The sequence below is a fragment of the Chryseobacterium ureilyticum genome (genome assembly GCF_900156735.1).
GTDB classification, from domain to species: domain Bacteria; phylum Bacteroidota; class Bacteroidia; order Flavobacteriales; family Weeksellaceae; genus Chryseobacterium; species Chryseobacterium ureilyticum.
This window is the reverse complement of the sequence record NZ_FTOL01000013.1, coordinates 86,706-107,065: the sequence shown is the minus strand read 5'-3', so window position 1 is coordinate 107,065 and position 20,360 is coordinate 86,706. Positions and strand designations below refer to the sequence as shown.

General features: G+C 34.7%; 14 protein-coding genes and 1 pseudogene. 10 read left to right on the top strand and 5 right to left on the bottom strand.

Annotated elements, in window-relative coordinates; genetic code table 11:
• Positions 1-93 precede the first annotated feature (93 nt).
• The 4 genes and pseudogenes from BW983_RS22510 to BW983_RS22495 form a co-directional block, all read left to right on the top strand.
• Positions 94-804 (top strand): annotated as a pseudogene (locus tag BW983_RS22510) (EamA family transporter); the annotation flags it as partial.
• Between the two features lie 82 nt (positions 805-886).
• Positions 887-1,882: an alpha/beta fold hydrolase gene (locus BW983_RS22505; RefSeq protein ID WP_076554003.1), complete on the top strand. Its 996-nt coding sequence runs from the start codon at positions 887-889 to the stop codon at positions 1,880-1,882.
• 2 nt (positions 1,883-1,884) lie between these two features.
• Positions 1,885-2,388, top strand: a complete 504-nt coding sequence (locus BW983_RS22500; RefSeq protein ID WP_076554002.1) for a DUF3592 domain-containing protein — start codon at positions 1,885-1,887, stop codon at positions 2,386-2,388.
• A gap of 265 nt (positions 2,389-2,653) precedes the next feature.
• Positions 2,654-4,744 carry a M4 family metallopeptidase gene (locus BW983_RS22495; RefSeq protein ID WP_076554001.1) on the top strand — a complete coding sequence of 697 codons (2,091 nt, stop codon included), beginning with the start codon at positions 2,654-2,656 and terminating at the stop codon, positions 4,742-4,744.
• 59 nt (positions 4,745-4,803) lie between these two features.
• On the opposite strand, the gene BW983_RS22490 is transcribed toward BW983_RS22495, so the two are convergent.
• Positions 4,804-5,952, bottom strand: a complete 1,149-nt coding sequence (locus tag BW983_RS22490; protein WP_076554000.1) for an MFS transporter — start codon at positions 5,950-5,952, stop codon at positions 4,804-4,806.
• A 75-nt stretch (positions 5,953-6,027) separates the two neighbouring features.
• Here BW983_RS22490 and BW983_RS22485 point away from each other — a divergent pair, with 75 nt between their 5' ends.
• Together BW983_RS22485 and BW983_RS22480 are read left to right on the top strand one after the other, a co-directional pair.
• Positions 6,028-6,810: an AraC family transcriptional regulator gene (locus BW983_RS22485; protein WP_076553999.1), complete on the top strand. Its 783-nt coding sequence runs from the start codon at positions 6,028-6,030 to the stop codon at positions 6,808-6,810.
• Between the two features lie 135 nt (positions 6,811-6,945).
• Positions 6,946-7,446, top strand: a complete 501-nt coding sequence (locus BW983_RS22480; RefSeq protein ID WP_076553998.1) for an SRPBCC family protein — start codon at positions 6,946-6,948, stop codon at positions 7,444-7,446.
• 98 nt (positions 7,447-7,544) lie between these two features.
• On the opposite strand, the gene rplS is transcribed toward BW983_RS22480, so the two are convergent.
• Positions 7,545-7,901 (bottom strand): 50S ribosomal protein L19, encoded by a 357-nt coding sequence (rplS, locus tag BW983_RS22475; protein WP_065393784.1) that lies wholly within the window; start codon positions 7,899-7,901, stop codon positions 7,545-7,547.
• Positions 7,902-8,195: 294 nt separating this feature from the next.
• On the opposite strand from rplS, the gene BW983_RS22470 reads away from it, so the two are divergent.
• Positions 8,196-10,934 carry a fibronectin type III domain-containing protein gene (locus BW983_RS22470; RefSeq protein ID WP_076553997.1) on the top strand — a complete coding sequence of 913 codons (2,739 nt, stop codon included), beginning with the start codon at positions 8,196-8,198 and terminating at the stop codon, positions 10,932-10,934.
• Between the two features lie 210 nt (positions 10,935-11,144).
• On the opposite strand, the gene BW983_RS22465 is transcribed toward BW983_RS22470, so the two are convergent.
• A complete protein-coding gene (locus tag BW983_RS22465) occupies positions 11,145-12,683 on the bottom strand; it encodes a toxin-antitoxin system YwqK family antitoxin (protein WP_076553996.1) in 1,539 nt (512 codons plus the stop codon).
• Between the two features lie 360 nt (positions 12,684-13,043).
• On the opposite strand from BW983_RS22465, the gene BW983_RS22460 reads away from it, so the two are divergent.
• Positions 13,044-13,745 (top strand): CoA transferase subunit A, encoded by a 702-nt coding sequence (locus BW983_RS22460; protein WP_076553995.1) that lies wholly within the window; start codon positions 13,044-13,046, stop codon positions 13,743-13,745.
• Between the two features lie 265 nt (positions 13,746-14,010).
• Here the strand turns inward: BW983_RS22460 and BW983_RS22455 are convergent, their stop codons facing one another.
• Positions 14,011-15,813 (bottom strand): ABC transporter ATP-binding protein, encoded by a 1,803-nt coding sequence (locus BW983_RS22455; protein ID WP_076553994.1) that lies wholly within the window; start codon positions 15,811-15,813, stop codon positions 14,011-14,013.
• A gap of 258 nt (positions 15,814-16,071) precedes the next feature.
• Here BW983_RS22455 and BW983_RS22450 point away from each other — a divergent pair, with 258 nt between their 5' ends.
• A complete protein-coding gene (locus BW983_RS22450) occupies positions 16,072-16,725 on the top strand; it encodes a CoA transferase subunit B (protein ID WP_066695789.1) in 654 nt (217 codons plus the stop codon).
• A gap of 285 nt (positions 16,726-17,010) precedes the next feature.
• Here BW983_RS22450 and BW983_RS22445 read toward each other — a convergent pair whose 3' ends face one another.
• Positions 17,011-17,850 (bottom strand): DUF4197 domain-containing protein, encoded by an 840-nt coding sequence (locus tag BW983_RS22445; protein WP_076553993.1) that lies wholly within the window; start codon positions 17,848-17,850, stop codon positions 17,011-17,013.
• A 243-nt stretch (positions 17,851-18,093) separates the two neighbouring features.
• Between BW983_RS22445 and BW983_RS22440 the strand changes: the two genes are divergently transcribed.
• Positions 18,094-20,343: a family 20 glycosylhydrolase gene (locus BW983_RS22440; RefSeq protein ID WP_076553992.1), complete on the top strand. Its 2,250-nt coding sequence runs from the start codon at positions 18,094-18,096 to the stop codon at positions 20,341-20,343.
• The last annotated feature ends 17 nt before the right edge of the window (positions 20,344-20,360 follow it).

Sequence of the window (20,360 nt, the reverse complement as noted above, 5' to 3'; positions counted from 1 at the left end):
TACGATTTTCTGCAATTTTATACAACATTTTTAAGCGAAATTTGATAATAAAATATTGAATATCAAATCGTTGTATTTATTTTTAGGAATGACTATATAGCAGTACAGTATATCAATGTGTCTATTGCTATTGTATTATTGATGCAATCAGTATGGTTCAGTGTAGTGATAGAGAGTATCCTGACCAGAAAACTACCCAATGCGAGAAAAGTAATTTCTGTGATTATCGTATTATTAGGAACTGTTTTAGCCACAAATCTTATCAATATGGATATAGAACTGGATTGGCACGGGGTATTCTGGGGTCTGATGGCAGCAGGTTCGTATACGCTTACGATGTTTACTTCCAATACATTGGCTACTCATTTACCGGTCTTCAGAAAAAGTATTATTATGCTTACGGGAGGTTCAATTGTAGTTTTTGCATTTTTGTTCTTTGCTCAGATTGGTCCTATGTATTTTGATGGTTTAAAATCATTTTACCTGAACTTTACAGAAAATACAGAACATATTCATCCATTTAATTATTCAATTTTCTTGACATATGGTTTTATTCTTGCCTTATTTGGAACCATTATTCCTCCAATTTTGTTCAATGTAGGTTTCCCAAATGCAGGATTAGGATTGGGAAGTATTGTTTCATCACTGGAACTTCCGGTTTCTGTAACTATGGCGTTCGTTCTGTTAGGAGAAAAAGTGCTGTTTATACAATGGGTAGGTATTGTTCTGATTCTTTTTGCAATTGTTTTAATGAATCTACCTTCCAAAAAAGAAAAAGAAATTTCAGTGGCAGAAATGTCTTAAAAAAATAATATTTAAATAAAATCATACTTAAAACCGTTCCCTTTGGAGCGGTTTTTTTATTTTTAAACTTTAAATAAGGCTTATGAACTATTTTCGAAATATAACAACAGCTCTGATATTTACAACCATTTCCGGTTTTATGTCTTCTCAAATAAGACCTTTAGATGCAATGTTATCCAATTATCAATATCCTTTTGAGGTTCACTTTATGGATTTTAAATCTCAGGATAACCAATTAAAGATGGCTTATATGGATGTAAAACCGCAAAAATCTAATGGAAAAACGATCATGCTTCTTCATGGTAAAAATTTTAATGGAGCATATTGGGAAAGAACAGCGAAAGATCTGGCATCAAAAGGTTTCAGAGTAATTATTCCCGATCAGATCGGGTTTGGAAAGTCTTCTAAGCCTCATCAATATCAATTTTCTTTCTCACAACTGGCGGAAAATACAAAAGCTGTTTTAGATGAACTTCATATTGATAAAACAATTGTTCTGGGGCACTCGATGGGTGGAATGGTGGCTACCAGATTTACATTATTATATCCTGAGAAAGTAGAAAAACTTATCCTGGAAAATCCTATAGGGCTTGAAGACTATAAAACATTTGCTTCGTATCAAACCATTGATCAGGCATATCAGTTAGAATTAAAAAATACTTCCGAAACCTATAAAAACTATCAGTTAAAATTCTATTACGATAACAAGTGGAAGGAAGAATATCAACCTTGGCTTGATCTGATTGCAGGATGGACGCTTCATAAAGACTATCCGCAGGTAGCATGGGATGCAGCGCTTACCTCTGATATGATTTATAATCAACCTGTTTGTTATGAATTTAAAAATATAAAAACCCCTACTTTGCTAATTATTGGAACAAGAGATAGAACTGCAATTGGTAAAGATCGGGCACCCAAAGAACTTCAGTCTAAAATGGGACAGTATCAGGAACTGGGGAAGAAAACACAGCTGGAAATTAAAGGCTCAAAACTGGTAGAACTTGAAAATGTAGGACATCTTCCACATATAGAAGTTTACCCTCAATTCTTTAATGCCTTGTATGATTTTATTAAATAAAGATGAAAAAATTTACTCCACCAAAGCAAGAAGATGGTTGTCTGATTGTTTCTTTCTCATTGCTATTTACGCTTTTACTCTTGGGAATGGGAGTAGGAGGAGCTTACTATAGTCTAGATAAATTTCAGAAACATATCAATCTGGTATCAAATGGTATCAAAACCGATGGTCTTATCACAAGCTATGAAGAACATTGGTCAAAAGATGATGATGGAGGGTATAGAAAGATGTATTCTCCTGTGATTTCCTATTATGATTCTTCAAATAAATCTCACACGCTTTATTCTGATTATAGCAGTAGTACTAGGGCGTGGTTCAGAGATGTAACAGTCTATTTTGATAAAGAAGATCCGTCAAAAGCTATTCGGGGTGGTTTTTGGCATCTGTGGTTCTGGCCATTTGTGATCTTTTGTTTATCAATGATTCCGATGGCAATAGGTTTATTTGTTCTTAAATATTATGTTGATTTGCTGTTTAAAAAGAATAATAATAACGGGATAATATAATTTAGTGAATTTGAATTTGAATTGTCCTTACTGTTGTTAAAAAAATATTTTACTCTTTTCCTTTATTTTCTGTAAAGTGTTTTATTAAGTGTGTTAGGATTTTTAATTTATTTTTTTATTAAATATTTAAGTTACACTTTAATGAAATGTTTATTATTTATGTTTTTGATTTATTATTTAAAATATATTAATTAATTTTCTGTTTTTATGTTTGTTTTGTCAGTTTATTTATTAATTTTCTGTCGAATTAATAATTTAATTTTAGATGAAAAAAACACTTACTATTATTAAAACTTTATGTTTTAGCCTATCTGTTGGTCTCGCACCATTAACTTTAGTACAGGCACAGGAGAAAAGCATAGAAGTTTCAACAAAGGACTTGCCTAGAATCTTAACATCTTCTGCGATGGGAAATTTTTACGCAAATTTTAATGGGAAAAAAGTTTCGACTGACTTTTTAATTCCAAACCTGAATAAATGGTTTGGGATAGATAGTAATCATACTTTTGAATTTGTAAGCGCTAAAACAGACGATATTGGAGTGAAACGTTCTGTTTTTCAGCACTTTTATAAAAAAGTAAAAGTTGCAGATGAACTGATTTTGGTTCATGAAAAAGATGGAAAGGTATTATATGTAAATGGAGAATTAACGGGTAATATTAACTTAGTTGTTGATTTCCCACTTGCAAAAGAAAAGGTGGAGAAAATCGTTAGTGAAGATCTGGGAACTCCAAATGTTAATTTTGCAGACTTTGAACAGTTCATTACAAAAGTAGATGAAGGTGAAGAAATAGGATTGTATTCTACTTCTCAGATTAATGCAGTGACTAGGAAGGGATTGAAAGCTTATGTATTTTATATTGATAATAAAAGTGGCAAAATTGTTAAAAAATTGAGTAAAATCTATAAAGATAATCTACCTTCTGTTATTAATCCTATCTTGGTTAGTGAAAAAAAGTCTGTAGGAATTGTACCTGTTGTTACTCCCTTGCTAGATACTTCATCTACAAGTGCTACATATTATAAAGGGAATAGAAATATTACAGTTGATTCATTCAATGGACAGTTTCGTTTAAAAAATACTTCACGTAATATTTATACACGCGATGGGACTGGTTGGGATGGTGATGCTGATTTTCTTAATGGTGAGCTAACAGGTACTATAAATGAGTATACCAATAGTACAGCTAATTTTACTTCAGTGGCTACCAAACCAGCAGTAGAAGTTCATTGGGCAATGGAGATATCTCATGATTATTATATGAACAGACATAATAGAAATTCTTATGACGGAAATGGTTCTATTATAAAAAATTACTATAATATTAATATGAAAGCAGGTTCTAACGAACCTTATGATGGAGCAAATGCTGGAGCAATTGATGCACAAGGACTTGTTGTAATGATATATGGAAATGGAAAGGTTGAATACCAAGGTCAATTAATTCCAATATTGAATCCAGTGGTAGGGATAGATATTGCAGGGCATGAATATTCTCACTTGCTTGTAAGTAGAACTGCGAATCTTGCCTATGAGAGGGAATCAGGGGCTTTAAATGAATCGTTTGCAGATATGTTTGGGACGGCAATCGAGTTTTATTCCGGAGTGAATCCAAATTGGACTATGGGTGAAGGAATCCCAAACCCGGCTATTGGTGCTTTTATGAGAAGTATGTCTAATCCTAATAGTGGACCTGTTGCTTTTGGGAGCCAGCAGCCGGATACCTATAAAGGAACTTATTGGAAAGATGCTTCGGCTTCATGTACACCCAATACGGATAATGATAGATGCGGAGTGCATACAAATAGTGGGGTAGGTAATTATTGGTTTTATTTACTTTCACAAGGAGGCTCAGGCACTAATGATAATGGAACGGCTTTTAATGTTTCTGGAATTACAATACAAAAGGCAGAAAAGATTGCTTACAGAACTTTAGCTAATTACCTGACGGCAAATAGTGCATATATTGATGCTTACAATGGATCGATACAGGCAGTTATAGATCTTTATGGTGCAGGTTCTAACGAACATCAGCAGGTAGAGAATGCGTGGTGTGCTGTAGGATTAGGAAACTGTGCAAATGTTTTAGCGGTAAGTGATGTTGTTAAAACAGATAAGCAACAGCTTAAAATTTATCCTAATCCGGTTAATAATGGAAGGTTTACCATTGAGTCTGATATTAAAGGAAATGTTGAGTATGAAATCTTTGATCTTTCAGGTAAACTGATTAAACCATCTGAAAAATTAAAATCTGGAATTAATGATGTTATTATTGGTCAGGTAGGAACAGGAGTTTATGTAGTGAAAATTAAAACTGATGGGAAAACTATTTCAAAAAAAGTGGTTGTTAAATAACTGATAATAAAAAGTCTAGAAGTAATTTCTGTTAGATTTTTAAGAAAAGACCGTTTACGCTAAACGGTCTTTCTCTTTGATTGGAATATCAGTAAAGCAAAAGCTCCGATTCCTGAAAAAATAACACTTGAAATTCCCAGATTCTGAATATATCCTACCATCACCAACCCAAGCCCAATCAATATATAGTACATAAGCCCAAATAAAGCTCCGGCGCTTCCTGTTTCATTTTTATAATTGATTAAAGCCGTACTTAGAATATTCGGGATAGCAATGCTGAATGCCATGACTATAAAGAAGTAAGGAATTAAAAAATATACCCCGTGATGTATTAAAATCCATACGAAAACAGAAGCTATAAAAGCTCCTAAGGTACTTGCTTTAACCAATGTTTCTGAATTAAGATTCTTTAACAACAGAAGCCTGTTAAACTTTGCTCCTATAAATGTCCCGGCAGCCAATATAATACTACTATATCCGAAAACATAAGAAGAATAGTGTTGTTCCTTAAAGATGAAAGGAGCCAGAGAATAATAGGAAAACAACAATACATTGAAACTCATGATCAGTAAGCAACATTTGATGATACCACGATCTCGGATCATCCGTTGTAATAAAATAAACAGAGATTGAACGTTTGTTTCCTTGTTGGAAATAATTGTTTCAGAAACATTTTTTCTCGATAAAACATAAAACAACACCGCCACAAGGTATAAAGTAATGAAAACCCCTTGATGCCCTGAAGATGATGTAAGTAAAGAACCTGTTGTCATCCCTATGATAGGGCTAATGGATAAACCAATGCCAATCCAGGAAAATACCTTGCTGATATTATCTTTATCATAAGTATCACGTAAAATAGTCTGAGTAACAATAGAGCCTACAGCAATTCCAAATGCTGAAAGAACTCTTGCAGCAAGTAGTATCATAAAATCCTGAGCAAAAATAGCCATCAATGTTCCGATTCCATAAGTGATTAATCCGTATTCCAATGATTTTTTTCTTCCTATTCTGTCACACTGAATACCCCAAAAAGCAACGCCCAAAGCAAATGCTATAAAATATAAACTAATCGTTAATGTTGCCGCCTCTTCATTTACCCGGAATTTCTCCTGTACCATCGGTAAAACAGGACTGTAAATAGTTTCCACAAATTGAGGAAGCATTACCAATAACGTTAGCAACCAAAGTGGATTTGTCTTTTTCATTTTTTTCTGCAAAGTTTTGAAAAAATCAGACTATATTTATAATGATAAAAAAACAAAAAATATCAAAAATAGGACATGGCTATATTGAAGCAAAATGATGAGTTTGATGCAGATTCTCTCAAGGGCAAAGTAATTGGTATTGCTTCCGATATGGTAATGCATGACTCCGGATTTCACTTGCATACAACTAAAGCTCAATTACTGTATGCTCCGTCTGGATGTATGACAGTAACAACTTCTGATAGTCAGTTTGTTCTGCCTCCCTTCAGAATGCTTTGGATTCCCACCAATGAATTACACCGGGTAAATTTTCGGAATATGGTTGCTTATAGATCTATTTATTTTGATATAGATTATGCAGGAAAATATATTGGATCAAGTCTTAAGGTGTTGCATGTGAACTCTTTATTAAAGGAAATTATTGAAAGAATTTGTTTTTGGGAATGGAAAACTCCTGATCGTGCTCAGGAAAATATTTTAAATGTATTTTGGAACGAAATAAGTGTAGCTCCCGAAGAGAAACTTACCCTTAAAATGCCACAAGATAACCGTTTTAAGAAAGTTGTAGAGGAATGGACTTTGCGTTTTGCAATGCCACCAATGCTGAAAAAATTGGCAGAAAAAACAGGCGCTGTAGAAAAGACAATCACCAGAATTTTTAAAAAAGAAACAGGATTATCTTACCAGGAATGGAGACAGCAATGGAGGCTTCAAAGATCCATTGAGCTTTTGGTGGAAGGAAACTCAATAGGAGAGGTAGCACACATTTTAGACTTCTCTTCCGATAGTGCTTTTATTGAGTTTTTTAAAAAACATACAGGCTCTACACCATTACAGTATTTGATGAAAAATGAATAAAATTTTCACAGTATATCTTATATAGTAAACACAAAAATTTCAGTTGAAGACGTAATTATTCCCCTCCTTTGCAAGGGGGGGCAAAAATTCTATGAATTTTTGACGGGGTGGTTGAAATTACCAAAAACTTGCCCTATGAAAAGTCTAATACCAAGTTATTTACATAAAATTGTAGTACCAAAAAAAGATCTTATGGACAATTATACAAACATAATAGAAGTAAAAACGAAAGCTGGTAAAGCATATGAGGCATTAACCAGGGAAATTCCTCTTTGGTGGACTGATATGTTTGAAGGATCTTCGTCCGAAACAGATAGTGTTTTTACAATAAGATTTGGAGAGAACATTCATAAAACAATGAAAGTAAAAGAAACAGTGGCAGATTCGAAGGTGATCTGGTATGTTGAAGATTCCTTGATTGCTCTTCCTGAATTAAAAAATCAGACAGAATGGATTGGAACTACGATCATTTGGGAAATAGAGAAGAGGGAAAATACAACTTTACTGCATCTTACCCATATTGGCTTAAAGCCTTCTGTAGAATGTTATGAAATATGTTCTAATGGATGGCTGCAATTTTTAAGCAGTCTGAAATTATTCCTGGAAACCGGAAAGGGCACTCCTTATAAAGGATAATGTGAATATATAAAGCTATAATAGTGCTAATTACTCATAAAAAAAGAAGCTGTCCACATATTGCGAACAGCCTCTTTTTGCATTTATTGTTGTCTGAATTATTTCTTCTTGTAAGCAGCGTCTTTAATTCTCGCTTTTTTACCTCTAAGATCTCTGAAGTAATAGATTCTAGCTCTTCTAACTCTACCTCTTCTGTCAACCTCGATTTTTTGAAGTGCAGGCATGTTGATAGGGAATACTCTTTCTACACCTACATCACCAGACATTTTTCTGATTGTGAAAGTTTTTGTAGAACCAGTACCTCTTAATTGGATAACTGTTCCTTTGAAGAACTGAGTTCTAGTCTTTTGTCCTTCTTTAATTTCGTAATACACAGTAATTGTATCACCTGCTTTGAATTCAGGGAATTCTTTTTTCGCAATGTACTTCTCTTGTACGTACTTTAATAAATCCATTATTAATAAAATAAAATGTTAAAGCTAAGCAACTTACACGTTTATCGTCAGAGGTTGAATAACAGGTTGCAAATGTACAAAATAGTTTTTGAATACACCAAATAATTAATGTGCTAAAAACTATAATTTTTTCATTTTGATTTTGCTAAAAATTTAACAGTTTCTTTAAGATTCCATCAGACAGGGTTTATATGGGAAGCATACTTTTGCCCGAAATAAAAATCTGAGTAACGATTTTTTAAATTCTTGATTCACAAATTATAACTCTTTATGTCATTTTAAAACTAAGCTATTATGAAACACTATTTCTTCTTTTTTTGTTTCGTGGTCCAGATGGCATTCGGGCAGGTTTTGTTTCCTTATCTTCAAAACCCAACCCCGAATTCTATGATCGTCAATTGGAAGACTGCTTCCAATAATGAAACAACCGTAATCTACGGAAATTCACCCACGAATCTAAATGTGACCGTTACCGGTACTACCAACATTTTTTCAGATACAGGATATAATAATAATTATTATTATCACACTGCTAAAATTGCCAATCTACAGCCTAATACCAAGTATTATTATAAAATAAAAACAGGTGCCAATGAGTCTGCAGTATACAATTTCAGAACACTACCATTGCCAGGACAACCTGTAACTGCTAATGGAAAGATTCGTTTTCTGATCATGGGAGATAACCAGATCAAAGCAGAACCAAGATATGATAGTCTTACCTTAAATGCTTTTAAAAAATTAAAGCAAAAATTTGGTGCAAACTCTGACCCATCCGATAATATTGCGCTTACCTTTATGGTGGGAGATCAGGTAGACGTTGGCACTTTGGATCATTATGAGAATGTTCACTTCAAAAAGAATGTAAAGTTATCACCTTATTTGCCGATTCAGACAACCGTAGGAAATCATGAGACTTACGGAACTTTAGGAATGAATTCATACTATGCTCACTTTTATATAGATGAGATTAAGTATAAGAATATCAGTTCTGGAAATGAAAATTATTATGCCCAGCAGGCTGGAAATGTATTATTTGTAAGTTTAAGTTCAGAGCACACGGGATCCGCGCAGCAAATGTGGCTTCAGCAAATTCTAAATGAAGCAAATAATGACCCTACCGTAGACTGGATTATTTCTTTAAGCCACAGACCTTATCAGGCAGAGCAGTATGTAGGAGATATTTCTCAATGGGTAAGAGATAGTGCAGTGCCTCTTTTGGTCACTTCCAATAAATATCTGATGCATGTGGGAGCTCATCATCATTTATATCATAGAGGGCAATTGAAAAACACACCTAATTATCAGATTATTTCAGGAGGAACGGCATGGGATCAGTATTGGGGAATGTCTAATGAGAAAGACTTCGATGATGTTCAGAAAACATTAACGGATTGGACGTATCAGATTGTGGAAGTAGATATTCCAACAGGAAAAGTAGATATTGAATGTTATTCAATCGGGGGCGTTTATACAAAGAAAAATAACGAACTTGTAGACTCATTCCACCGATATAAAAATCAGCCAAAACCTGCCAAACCATCTATTACAAATACGTTTGCAGGACCAATTAATTTGCCTTTAACATTGGATGGAAGCGCGTTTTCATCTTCAAACGGAGAGCTGTTAAACACAACGCAATTCCTGATAAGCAAAGCCTCTGATTTTTCTGTTATTGAAAAAGAAGTATACCGTGATTTTGAAAACTGGTTTGGAAAAGACGGAAACGGAAATCCTGATAAAACCAAAAACTTGAATGAAGGAGTAGATATTACAAAAGTAACATTGGCTACGAACTCTATTCCGAACGGAGTCTATTATGTGAAAACACGTTACAGAGACAGAAACCTTGAATGGAGTGAATGGAGCGATGTGAAACAGTTCGAAATTGTAGGAAGCGTGGTTTCAAATCCAACATTTACATTAGATAAATCCGAATATACTCAAAACGAACCTATCGTAGGAACTTTCACGGGAGGTCCTGGGAATCAGCAGGACTGGGTAGGTATTTATAAAAAAGGGCAGATTCCAACGTCCGCAACTTCACAAGGATATATCTATACGAACGGACAAACAGCGGGAACGGTTACTTTCAACAATGGCTTGCCTAATAAGGGGCAATACTTTGCAGGATTTTTTGCCAATGGAGGATATACTGAAATTACACCAAGGAAAAACTTCTATGTAGGACCGAAAGTTCAGCTACAGGCTACAGCAGACACTTATCCGGTAGGAGGAACTGTTACGATTAATTTTTCAGATGGTCCGAACTTACAAAAAGACTGGATCGGGATTTATAAAATGGGACAGACTCCGGGAACAACCACTTCCATCAAATGGAGCTATGTGACAACACCATCTGGAACGCTTAATTTCACAGGTCTTCCGAAAGGATATTACTATGCACAATATCTATTGGAAGACGGATACAATGGTATCGGTGAGAAAGTATTCTTTAAAGTAGGGGATATCGTTACCGAACTATGGATCAACAAACCTGTTTACTCATTAGGTGAAAATATTACTGCTTCATGGACGGATTCTCCGGGAATTATCAAAGACTGGTTAGGTATTTATCCTCAGAACATTCAAACACCGGATGACAACTTCGTTTCTTATACTTACTTTGACGGAGTTACACAGGGAACGAAAACCATTCAGGGAACAGCAATACCTACCACACCTGGAAACTATTATATGGTAATGTTCACTAATGATTCTTACACAGAAGTTTCAAATAGAGTACAATTCCAGGTAAATTCAGCTTCTTTAGGAATAGATGAAGCAAAAAGTACAGAGAAAAATGTAATTCTTTATCCAAACCCAACAAAACCAGGTGAGCCAACATTCATCAAGAGTGATTATCCGATTGAGAAAATCGAATTGGTATCAGCAGCAGGAGAGTTACTGTATGAATCTAAAAATATTCACAACCAACGTTTCTCTTTAGTGAATGAAAACCTTCCGAAAGGGGTTTACTTCGTAAAAGTTCACACAAGAAAATTATTTACTTTAAAACTGATCATTCAGTAATAAAAGCCAAATATAAATATCCATTAAAAATACAATCGGCTGTCTGTAATGACAGCCGATTTTTATATAAAAAATGTTCGTTTCCTCAGAATCGATTGAAAATCAATTATGTCTTGGCTTACTTAAAATAAAAGATCAGTGAGAAATAAATAAGCATTAAAAAAGCAGTTCCAAAAATTGAAACTGCTATATTATTAAATAGACTTATTATTAATCATAATCAGGCTGTAATTGCTCTTCCTGAATGACAGTCTGACTGTCAGTAGCAAAATAATCATCACCCGTATCAGCTAAAACTTTAGTATCCTGAACAAGTTTACCTTCAGCATTGTAAATTTTTAATAAAATCCATTTTCCGTTACGTTCAAGTTCTTTAGCTCCGCCGTAAGTTTTTATTTTAATTTTTCCGCTCTGAAGAACTCCGCCTTTTACAGAAGATTTGCTTGTTGGTTTTCCTTTTACATATTGTACAATCTGAGCTGTGAAAGAATAATCATCATCTCCATCCTCACTTAAAGGTTGATTATACGTATATAAAATAGCTCCTTTACTGTCATATACAGTTGCGTCATAAGCCGTTTGTTTAGCATTTAATTTCTTCTCAATTCTAAGCTTATTCTCTTCATAATATCCTTTTGAGTTTACAATAACCCCATCCTTATATTGCTTTTCACTAAGCCCTTCGTATGTAGTACCATTGTACGGGAAATCATCTTTATAGGTCAACGTTGATTTTAATTTTCCGTCAGGAGAATAATACTTAATCTCTTGTGTAGAGCCATCTTTTAAATAAGTTTCACTGGAAAGTTTTCCTTCCTCATCAAACACTTTATTCACTGTAGCTTCTCCGTTTTTATAAATGTCTACACTGGAAATATATTCATTATCATAACCAAATTGATAATCCTCACCATCCATTGGCTTATAGGTATCGTTGTCTTTATCATACAGATAAGTTAAATGAGCTATTTTCTTTCCGTTTTCATCGTAAGTCGTCTTATAACCATCTTTCTTACCTCTTTTTTGCTCCTGTAGAACCTTTCCGTTTTTCCCATAGATTACCCCTTCCTTTAAAGTTCCGTCGCTTTTATATTTCTCAAGTTTGGCAATTCTCATCGGGTTATAATAATAATCTACCTGAGTATTTTCACTGCCGGATTCAGAAGTTGAACTCCCTAAATATTTTCCCTTATCTCCATAATATTTATTTTCGTACTCACCATTCTTAGTTCTGATCGTCTCAGATCTGATTCCTTTGATATCTTCATCAAAAATAATCGTTTGCGATGGGTTAGAGTTCTCATATACTGTAAGAGTATTATAGTAATAAGCGTTTTCCGGATCTTTAAAACTGAAACTTTTCCCTGAAAAAGTACCATCAGCCTTATAAACCACATCTTCAATTAATCTTCCAGTCGCATCATAAGTCTGAGAAACTCCCACTTGTTTACCGTTAGAATACGTTACCACGCTCATTACCTTTCCTTCAGGAGTGTACCAGGTTACTTTACCGTCAAAAACTTCATTGCTTGGAGTGGTATCAGAAGCAAGACCTTCCATTTGAAGAGTTCCGTTTTTATAAAAATCTTTGATTAGGGTAAGTTTACCTTTTGCAGTGGTTTCACGGTAATATTCCATGTTTTCCTTGGTAGTCTTATCCCAGTTTTCATCGAAATAAGTTCTTTCCTGTGCATATACGTTAATGCTGAGTACTAATGCAAGTAAAGCTGACGTAAATAATTTTTTCATGTTTTTTATTAAGTTTGATTTTAATTTATGGTTAGTGCGCTTTTGTAGACCATTTGGAGTATAAGTAACAGATAAAGCGATGGGAGAGACAGTAGTTATCCTGTCTGAAATAATTTTTACATTGAAATTGTGTTTAAATCAATTATATCCGAAGATTTAAAACCCCAAATATATATCAAATTTACGAGATATATGAAAAAGTGAACCAATTTGTTCACTTTTAGCTGTAAAAAACTGATTGTAATGATTTTAAATGCTTAAAATTGTTCTTTATGAGACAACAGAAGTTATGATCTTTTCCATTCATCGGATATACAATAAAATTTATTAAATTTAGCCAACAGAAAAATCTAATATTTCATGATAGATAAAAGAGTAAAAAATGCAAAGGAAGCCATCGAAGGAATTAAAGATGGAATGACGCTGATGCTAGGCGGTTTTGGACTTTGTGGGATCCCTGAAAATTCAATTAACGCTTTGGTGGAAAGCGATGTGAAAGATTTGACATGCATTTCAAATAATGCCGGGGTAGATGATTTCGGGTTAGGATTATTACTTCACAAAAGACAAATTAAAAAGATGATCTCCTCTTACGTAGGAGAAAATGCTGAATTTGAAAGACAAATGCTTTCAGGAGAACTGGATGTAGAGCTTACTCCTCAAGGAACATTAGCAGAAAAATGCAGAGCTGCACAGGCTGGAATTCCTGCATTTTATACCCCTGCAGGTTACGGAACTGAAATAGCAGAAGGAAAAGAAGTGAAAGAATTTCACGGAAAACCTCATATTTTAGAACATGCCTATGAAGCAGATTATTCTATTGTAAAAGCATGGAAAGGTGATCACGCCGGAAATCTTATCTTTAAAGGATCTGCAAGAAACTTTAACCATCCTATGGCGGGTGCAGCAAAAATTACTATTGCCGAAGTAGAAGAATTGGTAGAACCGGGAGAATTAGATCCTAATGAGATCCATATTCCGGGAATTATGATTCAGAGAATTTTCCAGGGTGAAAAATTTGAAAAAAGAATCGAGCAAAGAACTGTTAGAACTAAGGAATAAATTTCTGAAGGGATATCATTGACAATAAAAAAGCGCTGAATGAACTTTCAGCGCTTTCTTTATTGAATTAATTTTAACCTTTTTATCGCTCATTTGTTGTGTTGTAGTTCAAAGACGGAATGAAGAATCTCAATATAAAATTTCCAGCAGATTCCGCAGATTTTCAATTGCCACGAATGCACGAATCCTTTTTTATTCGTGCATTCGTGGCAAAATATAATACAGCTTAATCAGCGACTTTTTCGAAATCTTTACTCATTTATTTCTACGATTGTGGAATGGTTGTTTTCCTTTCCCCAATCTGTTGTCTCCACATCGCATAATAAAGTCCTTTTTCAGTAATCAAATGATCATGAGAACCTGTTTCTACAATCTGTCCGCGTTCCAAGACATAGATTTTGTCTGCATGCATAATGGTACTTAATCGATGGGCAATCAGTACCGTAATTTGTTCTCTTTCTTCAGAAATATCCTTGATAGTAGAGGTGATTTCTTCCTCCGTGATACTATCTAAAGCAGATGTCGCTTCATCAAAGATCAATAAATGTGGTTTTCTTAAAAGCGCTCTTGCAATGGCAATTCTTTGTTTTTCACCACCACTCAGTTTCAGTCCGCCTTCTCCAATCACAGTCTCTATACCTTTTTCGGCTCTTTCCAATAATGCCGTACAGCTCGATTTCTGCAAAGCAATGGCAAGTTCCTGTTCTGTAGCATGAGGATTCACAAAGAGAAGGTTTTCTTTAATGGTTCCCGCAAAAAGCTGAGTATCCTGGGTCACAAAACCAATCTGATTTCTCAATTCATCAAAATCAAATTCTTTTCCGTTAATCCCATTGTAAAAAATATTTCCTTCCTGAGGTCGGTAAAGTCCAACCAATAATTTCACCAGTGTACTTTTACCAGAGCCACTCGGTCCCACAAAAGCAATGGTTTCTCCATTTTTCACATCAAAAGAAATATTATTCAATGCTTTATATTGAGCTGATTGATGTTTGAAAGAAACATGTTTGAAATCCAATTCCTCAATCGCACCAATTTGCTTAGGGTGAAGTGGTTTTTCTTCAACATCTTTTTTCATCAAACGATCAAAGTTCTGAAGGGAAGCTTCTGCTTCACGGTAAGAAATAATGATGTTCCCGATTTCCTGCATAGGTCCGAAAATAAAGAATCCATAAAACATCAACGAAAGATATTGACCCGGAGTCACAATATTTTTAAAGATCAGATATAAAAGCGTCAGAGTAATCATCTGCTGAAGAAAATTAACCATCGTTCCCTGAATAAAGCTTAAAGAACGAATGCTTTTTACCTTTCTCAGTTCAAGTCCCAGAATTTTATACGTATTATTGTTCAGACGGATAACTTCCTGATTCGTCAATCCTAAACTCTTCACGATTTCTATATTTCTAAGGCTTTCCGTGGTGCTTCCTGCTAATGCCGTAGTTTCAGAAACAATATTTTTCTGAATTACTTTTATTCTCTTACTCAATAAATTGGTGATAAAAGCAATCAGGAAAATTCCACAGATATATACCGGCATAATCGACCAGTGCAAACGGACAGCATACACAGAAACGAAAATAATACTGACTAAAATCCCGAAGAATATATTAATGAAATTAGTAATAAACTTCACCGAATCCTCTCTTACCTTCGTTAAAATAGATAAGGTTTCACCACTTCTCTGATCTTCAAACTCCTGATAAGGTAAAGCCATCGAATGTTTTAGCCCGTCTGTAAAGATTTTAGCTCCAAATTTCTGAGTAATAACACTCACTACATAATCCTGAAATGCCTTGGCAATTCTGCTTACCATGGCAGTCCCGATCAATAACCCTAAGAAATAGAAAGCTCCATGGTATACGGATGTTCCGTAAAGATATTCATCAATATTTCTGGGTAAAAGCTTTTCCTTATCGAAAAAATTAGGATGGGTAACCAGTTGGTCCAGAATATTCCCTGTAATAGCCGGAGCAAATAAAGAAAAAACCTGATTGATAGTGGCTAATAGCAAAGAAATAACAATCAGCCATTGATATGGTTTAAGGTATTTTAAAAGTATCTTCATTCTAGTAAATAATGGTGCAAAATTAATGATATTATTTTTACTAACGATGTTAATTGTTAATGACAATACTCTGTGGTTGAGGAAGATTTAAAACCATACCATAGAAAAAGGAAGTTATAAAGCATATAAGTAATTATAGAGGAGTATATTAGTTTTCCGACCATAACTAACATCGAGCCTCCAGCTTCCAACTTCCCGCTTTCAAAATCCCTTTTGTATTCGGCTGAAAATAATTAAATTGCAGTCTAAGTTTTTATTATGCTTACAAAAGAACAAATTGCCAAAAGAATTTCAAAAGAACTGAGAGATCGTTATTATGTAAACCTGGGAATCGGAATTCCTACTTTGGTTGCCAACTATGTTCCGGAAGGTATTTCCGTAGAATTCCAGAGTGAAAACGGAGTTCTTGGGATGGGACCTTTTCCCTTCGAAGGCGAAGAAGATGCAGATATCATCAATGCAGGAAAACAGACTATTACTATTTTAGACGGAGGTTCATTCTTTGATTCAGCGTTTAGTTTTGGGATGATCCGTGGTCAGAAAGTGGATCTTACAATCCTTGGAGCTATGGAAGTTTCTGAGAATGGGGATATTGCCAACTGGAAGATTCCGGGAAAAATGGTAAAAGGAATGGGAGGAGCTATGGACCTTGTTGCTTCCGCTGAAAATATTATCGTTGCAATGATGCACGTAAATAAAGCAGGAGAAAGTAAGATCCTGAAAAAATGTACTCTTCCTTTGACCGGAGTAAACTGTGTGAAAAAAGTAGTAACCGAATTAGCTGTACTGGAAGTAACTCCAAAAGGATTTAAACTTCTGGAAAGAGCTCCGGGAGTTTCGGTAGAAGACATTATTAAAGCTACAGAAGCAGATCTTATCATTGAAGGTGAAATTCCTGAAATGCAATTCTAAATACAATATAAACCTTGCCAACCGCAAGGTTTTTTTATTTCAATCCTCATAATGTCCTAGGAATGAAAAAGAATTTGAATCAGGAGTATTGCTGTCATTCTGAATGAAGCTTTGCGTAATGAAGAATCTCTTTGTAAACCACATTTTCTCTCGCAGATTCTGGAGATTCTGCAGATTTTTAATCACACGAATGCATGAATAAAAAAAGAATCCGTGCGTTCGTGGCGATTAAAAAAAGGTTGCTTCAAGTGTGAAACAACCTTTCTATTCTATTCAAGTTTTTATTTATCTATTAGCATCCTGAGCCCCGAAAACTTTCTGCAATACGCTTGTTGTTCTCATAGCCGGAGTATTTCTGATTCCGCTTTCCTTATCCGCCACCATTTTGAAAACCCCATTGATGGTCTCTGTAGTAACATATTCATTAAGGTCAGTCGTTACAGATTGTCCTGTAAAGGTGTTATATTTTGAAATCAGGTTCTTCCAAACAGTATCAGCTCCTACTTTTCCTAAAGAAGCTTTTACTTTCGGCTGAAAAGCCGTAAATAACTGTGATTGAGTTTTGCTTTGTAAATAGCTTGTTGCAGCATTATTATTGCCTAAAAGAATATTTTTAGCATCAGTAATCGTCATAGAAGTGATCGCATTGGTAAAAATAGGTGCTGCTTCTGTTACAGCATCTTCTGCCGCTCTGTTTAATAACTTTACCCCTTCATCAGCCAGGCTTCCTAATCCTACAGAACGTAGAGTAGTATCAACCTTTCTTAGTTTTTCAGGCATTAAGATTTTTACCGCTTCATTCTTTAAAAAACCGTCTGTTAATGCCAGTTTCTTCACTCCGTCCGTTACACCAAGACTTAAAGCTTCCTTTAATCCGGAAGAGATCTGAGAGGAAGTAAGGTTTCCAACATTAAGAAGAGATGTTTGGGTTGAAGTAGAAGTGGGAACTGTTGTGGTGGTCTTCGTATTTGTTGTTGTTGCAGTAGTAGTACCTTTCGTTGCCTGTGGATTATTAAGATCAATTCCTGTTTTATCTTTAACTGTTGATTTTATCATATCAAGAAGCTGAGCTTGAGTAGAAATTGAAAGGAATAATCCGGCTGCTATAAAAATGCTTTTTCTCATCGTATTTTTTTACAAATTTAGATTTTTAATCTTAAGTGACGTAAGCCTATCAAAAAATAAACCATTAATTTTATTTGTTTGCTTAATGCAATTTTAATTATTGTATGTTTTTGATTTGTATATTGTTATGAGGTTAAGTTTTTTTGATGTTTTTAGAATTTTGCAATTCTTTTTTAGGAACAAAGCTCACCATGATAAAGTTTTGAAAAATAAGTATATTAGCTACAATCTTAATCCTATCTAATGACCCGTCTATTTTTAGCATTATTGCTTATCATTTCGAATATTATGTATGCTCAGAAAAAGCTGAACTTAATTCCTTATCCTCAAAATATAGAAACTCATGACGGAAGTTTTACAGTTCCTGAAGTTTTAAAATTGAGTAATGATTTACCTCAAAAGGAAACAGAATATTTAAAAAAACGATTTAGTATGGTACTGAAATTTCAGGGTGCTAAAAAAGCAGATGCCCAATTGATTTACACGCGCTTACCTGAAAAATCCGGTGAAAATAAAGAATCTTACATTCTGACTGTTACCCCAAAGCAAATTCAAATACAGTCTTCCACTCAACAGGGATATTTTCTTGCACTTCAAACATTGATTCAATTGCTGGAAGAGTCTAAAAAAGATGGAAAAATTCCGGCGATGAAAATTGAAGATCAGCCGAAATTTGCATGGCGTGGAATGCATCTGGATGTATGCCGACACTTTTTCACGGTGGATGAGGTAAAGCAGTATATCGATTATTTAGCCATGTATAAACTAAATACTTTTCATTGGCATTTAACTGATGATCAGGGTTGGAGAATTGAAATTAAAAAATATCCTAAACTTACGGAAATCGGTTCCAAACGTAAGGAATCAATGATTGGAGCTTACGTTGATAATACCTTTGACGGAAAACCGTACGGTCCTTATTTTTATACTCAGGAGCAGATCAAAGATGTGGTAAAATATGCCCAGGAAAGGCATATTACAGTAGTTCCTGAGATTGAAATGCCAGGACATGCTTTAGCCGCATTATCGGCTTATCCGGAACTTGCGTGCACAAAAGGACCTTTTGAATCTGCTACAAAATGGGGTGTTTTTGATGATGTTTTTTGTCCTAAAGATGAAACATTTAAGTTCCTTGAAAACGTTTTGGACGAGGTGATTCAGTTATTTCCATCACAATATATTCATATCGGAGGCGATGAATGTCCAAAAACAAGATGGAAAGAATGTGCACATTGTCAGGATTTAATCAAGAAAAATAATTTAAAGGATGAACATGGACTGCAAAGTTATTTTATTCAGAGAATTGAAAAATATATCAATAGTAAAGGCAGAAAAATTATAGGTTGGGATGAGATTCTTGAAGGCGGACTTGCTCCAAACGCTGCTGTAATGAGCTGGACAGGTGTAAACGGAGGAATTGAAGCTGCAAAATCAAAACATTTCGCTGTGATGACGCCCGGAGCATTCTGTTATTTTGATCATTATCAGGGAGATCCTCAATCTGAGCCCAATGCGTTCGGTGGTTTTACACCATTGGATAAAATTTATTCTTACAACCCGATTCCTGAAGAACTGAATGCAGAGCAGGCAAAATATATTCTGGGAGTTCAAGCAAATTTATGGACAGAGTATATCTTAGATTTCAAACAAGTTCAATATATGATTTTCCCAAGATTGATGGCACTTTCAGAAGTGGCATGGGGAACTTCGGACTCTAAAAATTATAAAGAATTTGAAGGAAGAGTAATCAATCAGTTCAAAGTTTTGGATAAAATGAATGTGAACTATGCGAAAAGTATTTATAATATTTCAGGAAAGGTAATTCCGGCAAATGGTGGAATTGCTTATGAACTTTCAACTTCGCAAAACTCAAACGGAATCAGATATACTTTGGATGGAAGTATTCCGACAATCAGTTCCCAAACATATCAGAATCCGATTGCTATTCCTAATTCTTTAACTGTTAAATCAGCTTATTTTGAAGACGGGCAACTGAAAAGTGCTGTTTCTTCACAACAGTTTACAATTTCAAAAACAACAGGTAAAACGATCACTCTTGAGCAACAACCGAGCGAAAATTACTCATTTGGAGGAGCTTTTACTCTGTTAGACGGAATTATCGGAAACGTAAGACAACTTGGCAAAACTTGGCTTGGATTTCAGGGGAAAGATGTGGTGGCAACAATAGATTTTGAAACCAAAACAGCTTTTACAGAAGTTTATTTTAATACTCTTGAAAACAAAGGAAGCTGGATTCATCTTGCAAAATCTGCGCAGATCTATGTTTCAGATGACAATAAAAACTTTACCAAGATCAAGGAAATAGGAAAAGAAGAAATACAGAAAGCAAATGGAAAAATCCTTCTCAACGTAGGAAAGCAAAATACAAAATATCTGAAAGTTGTCATTGAAAATGCAGGAATTATTCCAGCGGGAAATCCCGGAGCAGACTCAAAAGCATGGCTGTTTGTTGATGAAATTGGTGTAAATTAGTCCTGATAATTTTACAA

What these genes read in the sequence shown, in the direction of transcription:
- BW983_RS22505 (WP_076554003.1), top strand. Translation starts at nt 887, where the DNA reads ATGAACTATTTTCGAAATATAACAACAGCTCTGATATTTACAACCATT.
- BW983_RS22500 (WP_076554002.1), top strand. Translation starts at nt 1,885, where the DNA reads ATGAAAAAATTTACTCCACCAAAGCAAGAAGATGGTTGTCTGATTGTT.
- BW983_RS22495 (WP_076554001.1), top strand. Translation starts at nt 2,654, where the DNA reads ATGAAAAAAACACTTACTATTATTAAAACTTTATGTTTTAGCCTATCT.
- BW983_RS22490 (WP_076554000.1), bottom strand. Translation starts at nt 5,952, where the DNA reads ATGAAAAAGACAAATCCACTTTGGTTGCTAACGTTATTGGTAATGCTT.
- BW983_RS22485 (WP_076553999.1), top strand. Translation starts at nt 6,028, where the DNA reads ATGGCTATATTGAAGCAAAATGATGAGTTTGATGCAGATTCTCTCAAG.
- BW983_RS22480 (WP_076553998.1), top strand. Translation starts at nt 6,946, where the DNA reads ATGAAAAGTCTAATACCAAGTTATTTACATAAAATTGTAGTACCAAAA.
- rplS (WP_065393784.1), bottom strand. Translation starts at nt 7,901, where the DNA reads ATGGATTTATTAAAGTACGTACAAGAGAAGTACATTGCGAAAAAAGAA.
- BW983_RS22470 (WP_076553997.1), top strand. Translation starts at nt 8,196, where the DNA reads ATGAAACACTATTTCTTCTTTTTTTGTTTCGTGGTCCAGATGGCATTC.
- BW983_RS22465 (WP_076553996.1), bottom strand. Translation starts at nt 12,683, where the DNA reads ATGAAAAAATTATTTACGTCAGCTTTACTTGCATTAGTACTCAGCATT.
- BW983_RS22460 (WP_076553995.1), top strand. Translation starts at nt 13,044, where the DNA reads ATGATAGATAAAAGAGTAAAAAATGCAAAGGAAGCCATCGAAGGAATT.
- BW983_RS22455 (WP_076553994.1), bottom strand. Translation starts at nt 15,813, where the DNA reads ATGAAGATACTTTTAAAATACCTTAAACCATATCAATGGCTGATTGTT.
- BW983_RS22450 (WP_066695789.1), top strand. Translation starts at nt 16,072, where the DNA reads ATGCTTACAAAAGAACAAATTGCCAAAAGAATTTCAAAAGAACTGAGA.
- BW983_RS22445 (WP_076553993.1), bottom strand. Translation starts at nt 17,850, where the DNA reads ATGAGAAAAAGCATTTTTATAGCAGCCGGATTATTCCTTTCAATTTCT.
- BW983_RS22440 (WP_076553992.1), top strand. Translation starts at nt 18,094, where the DNA reads ATGACCCGTCTATTTTTAGCATTATTGCTTATCATTTCGAATATTATG.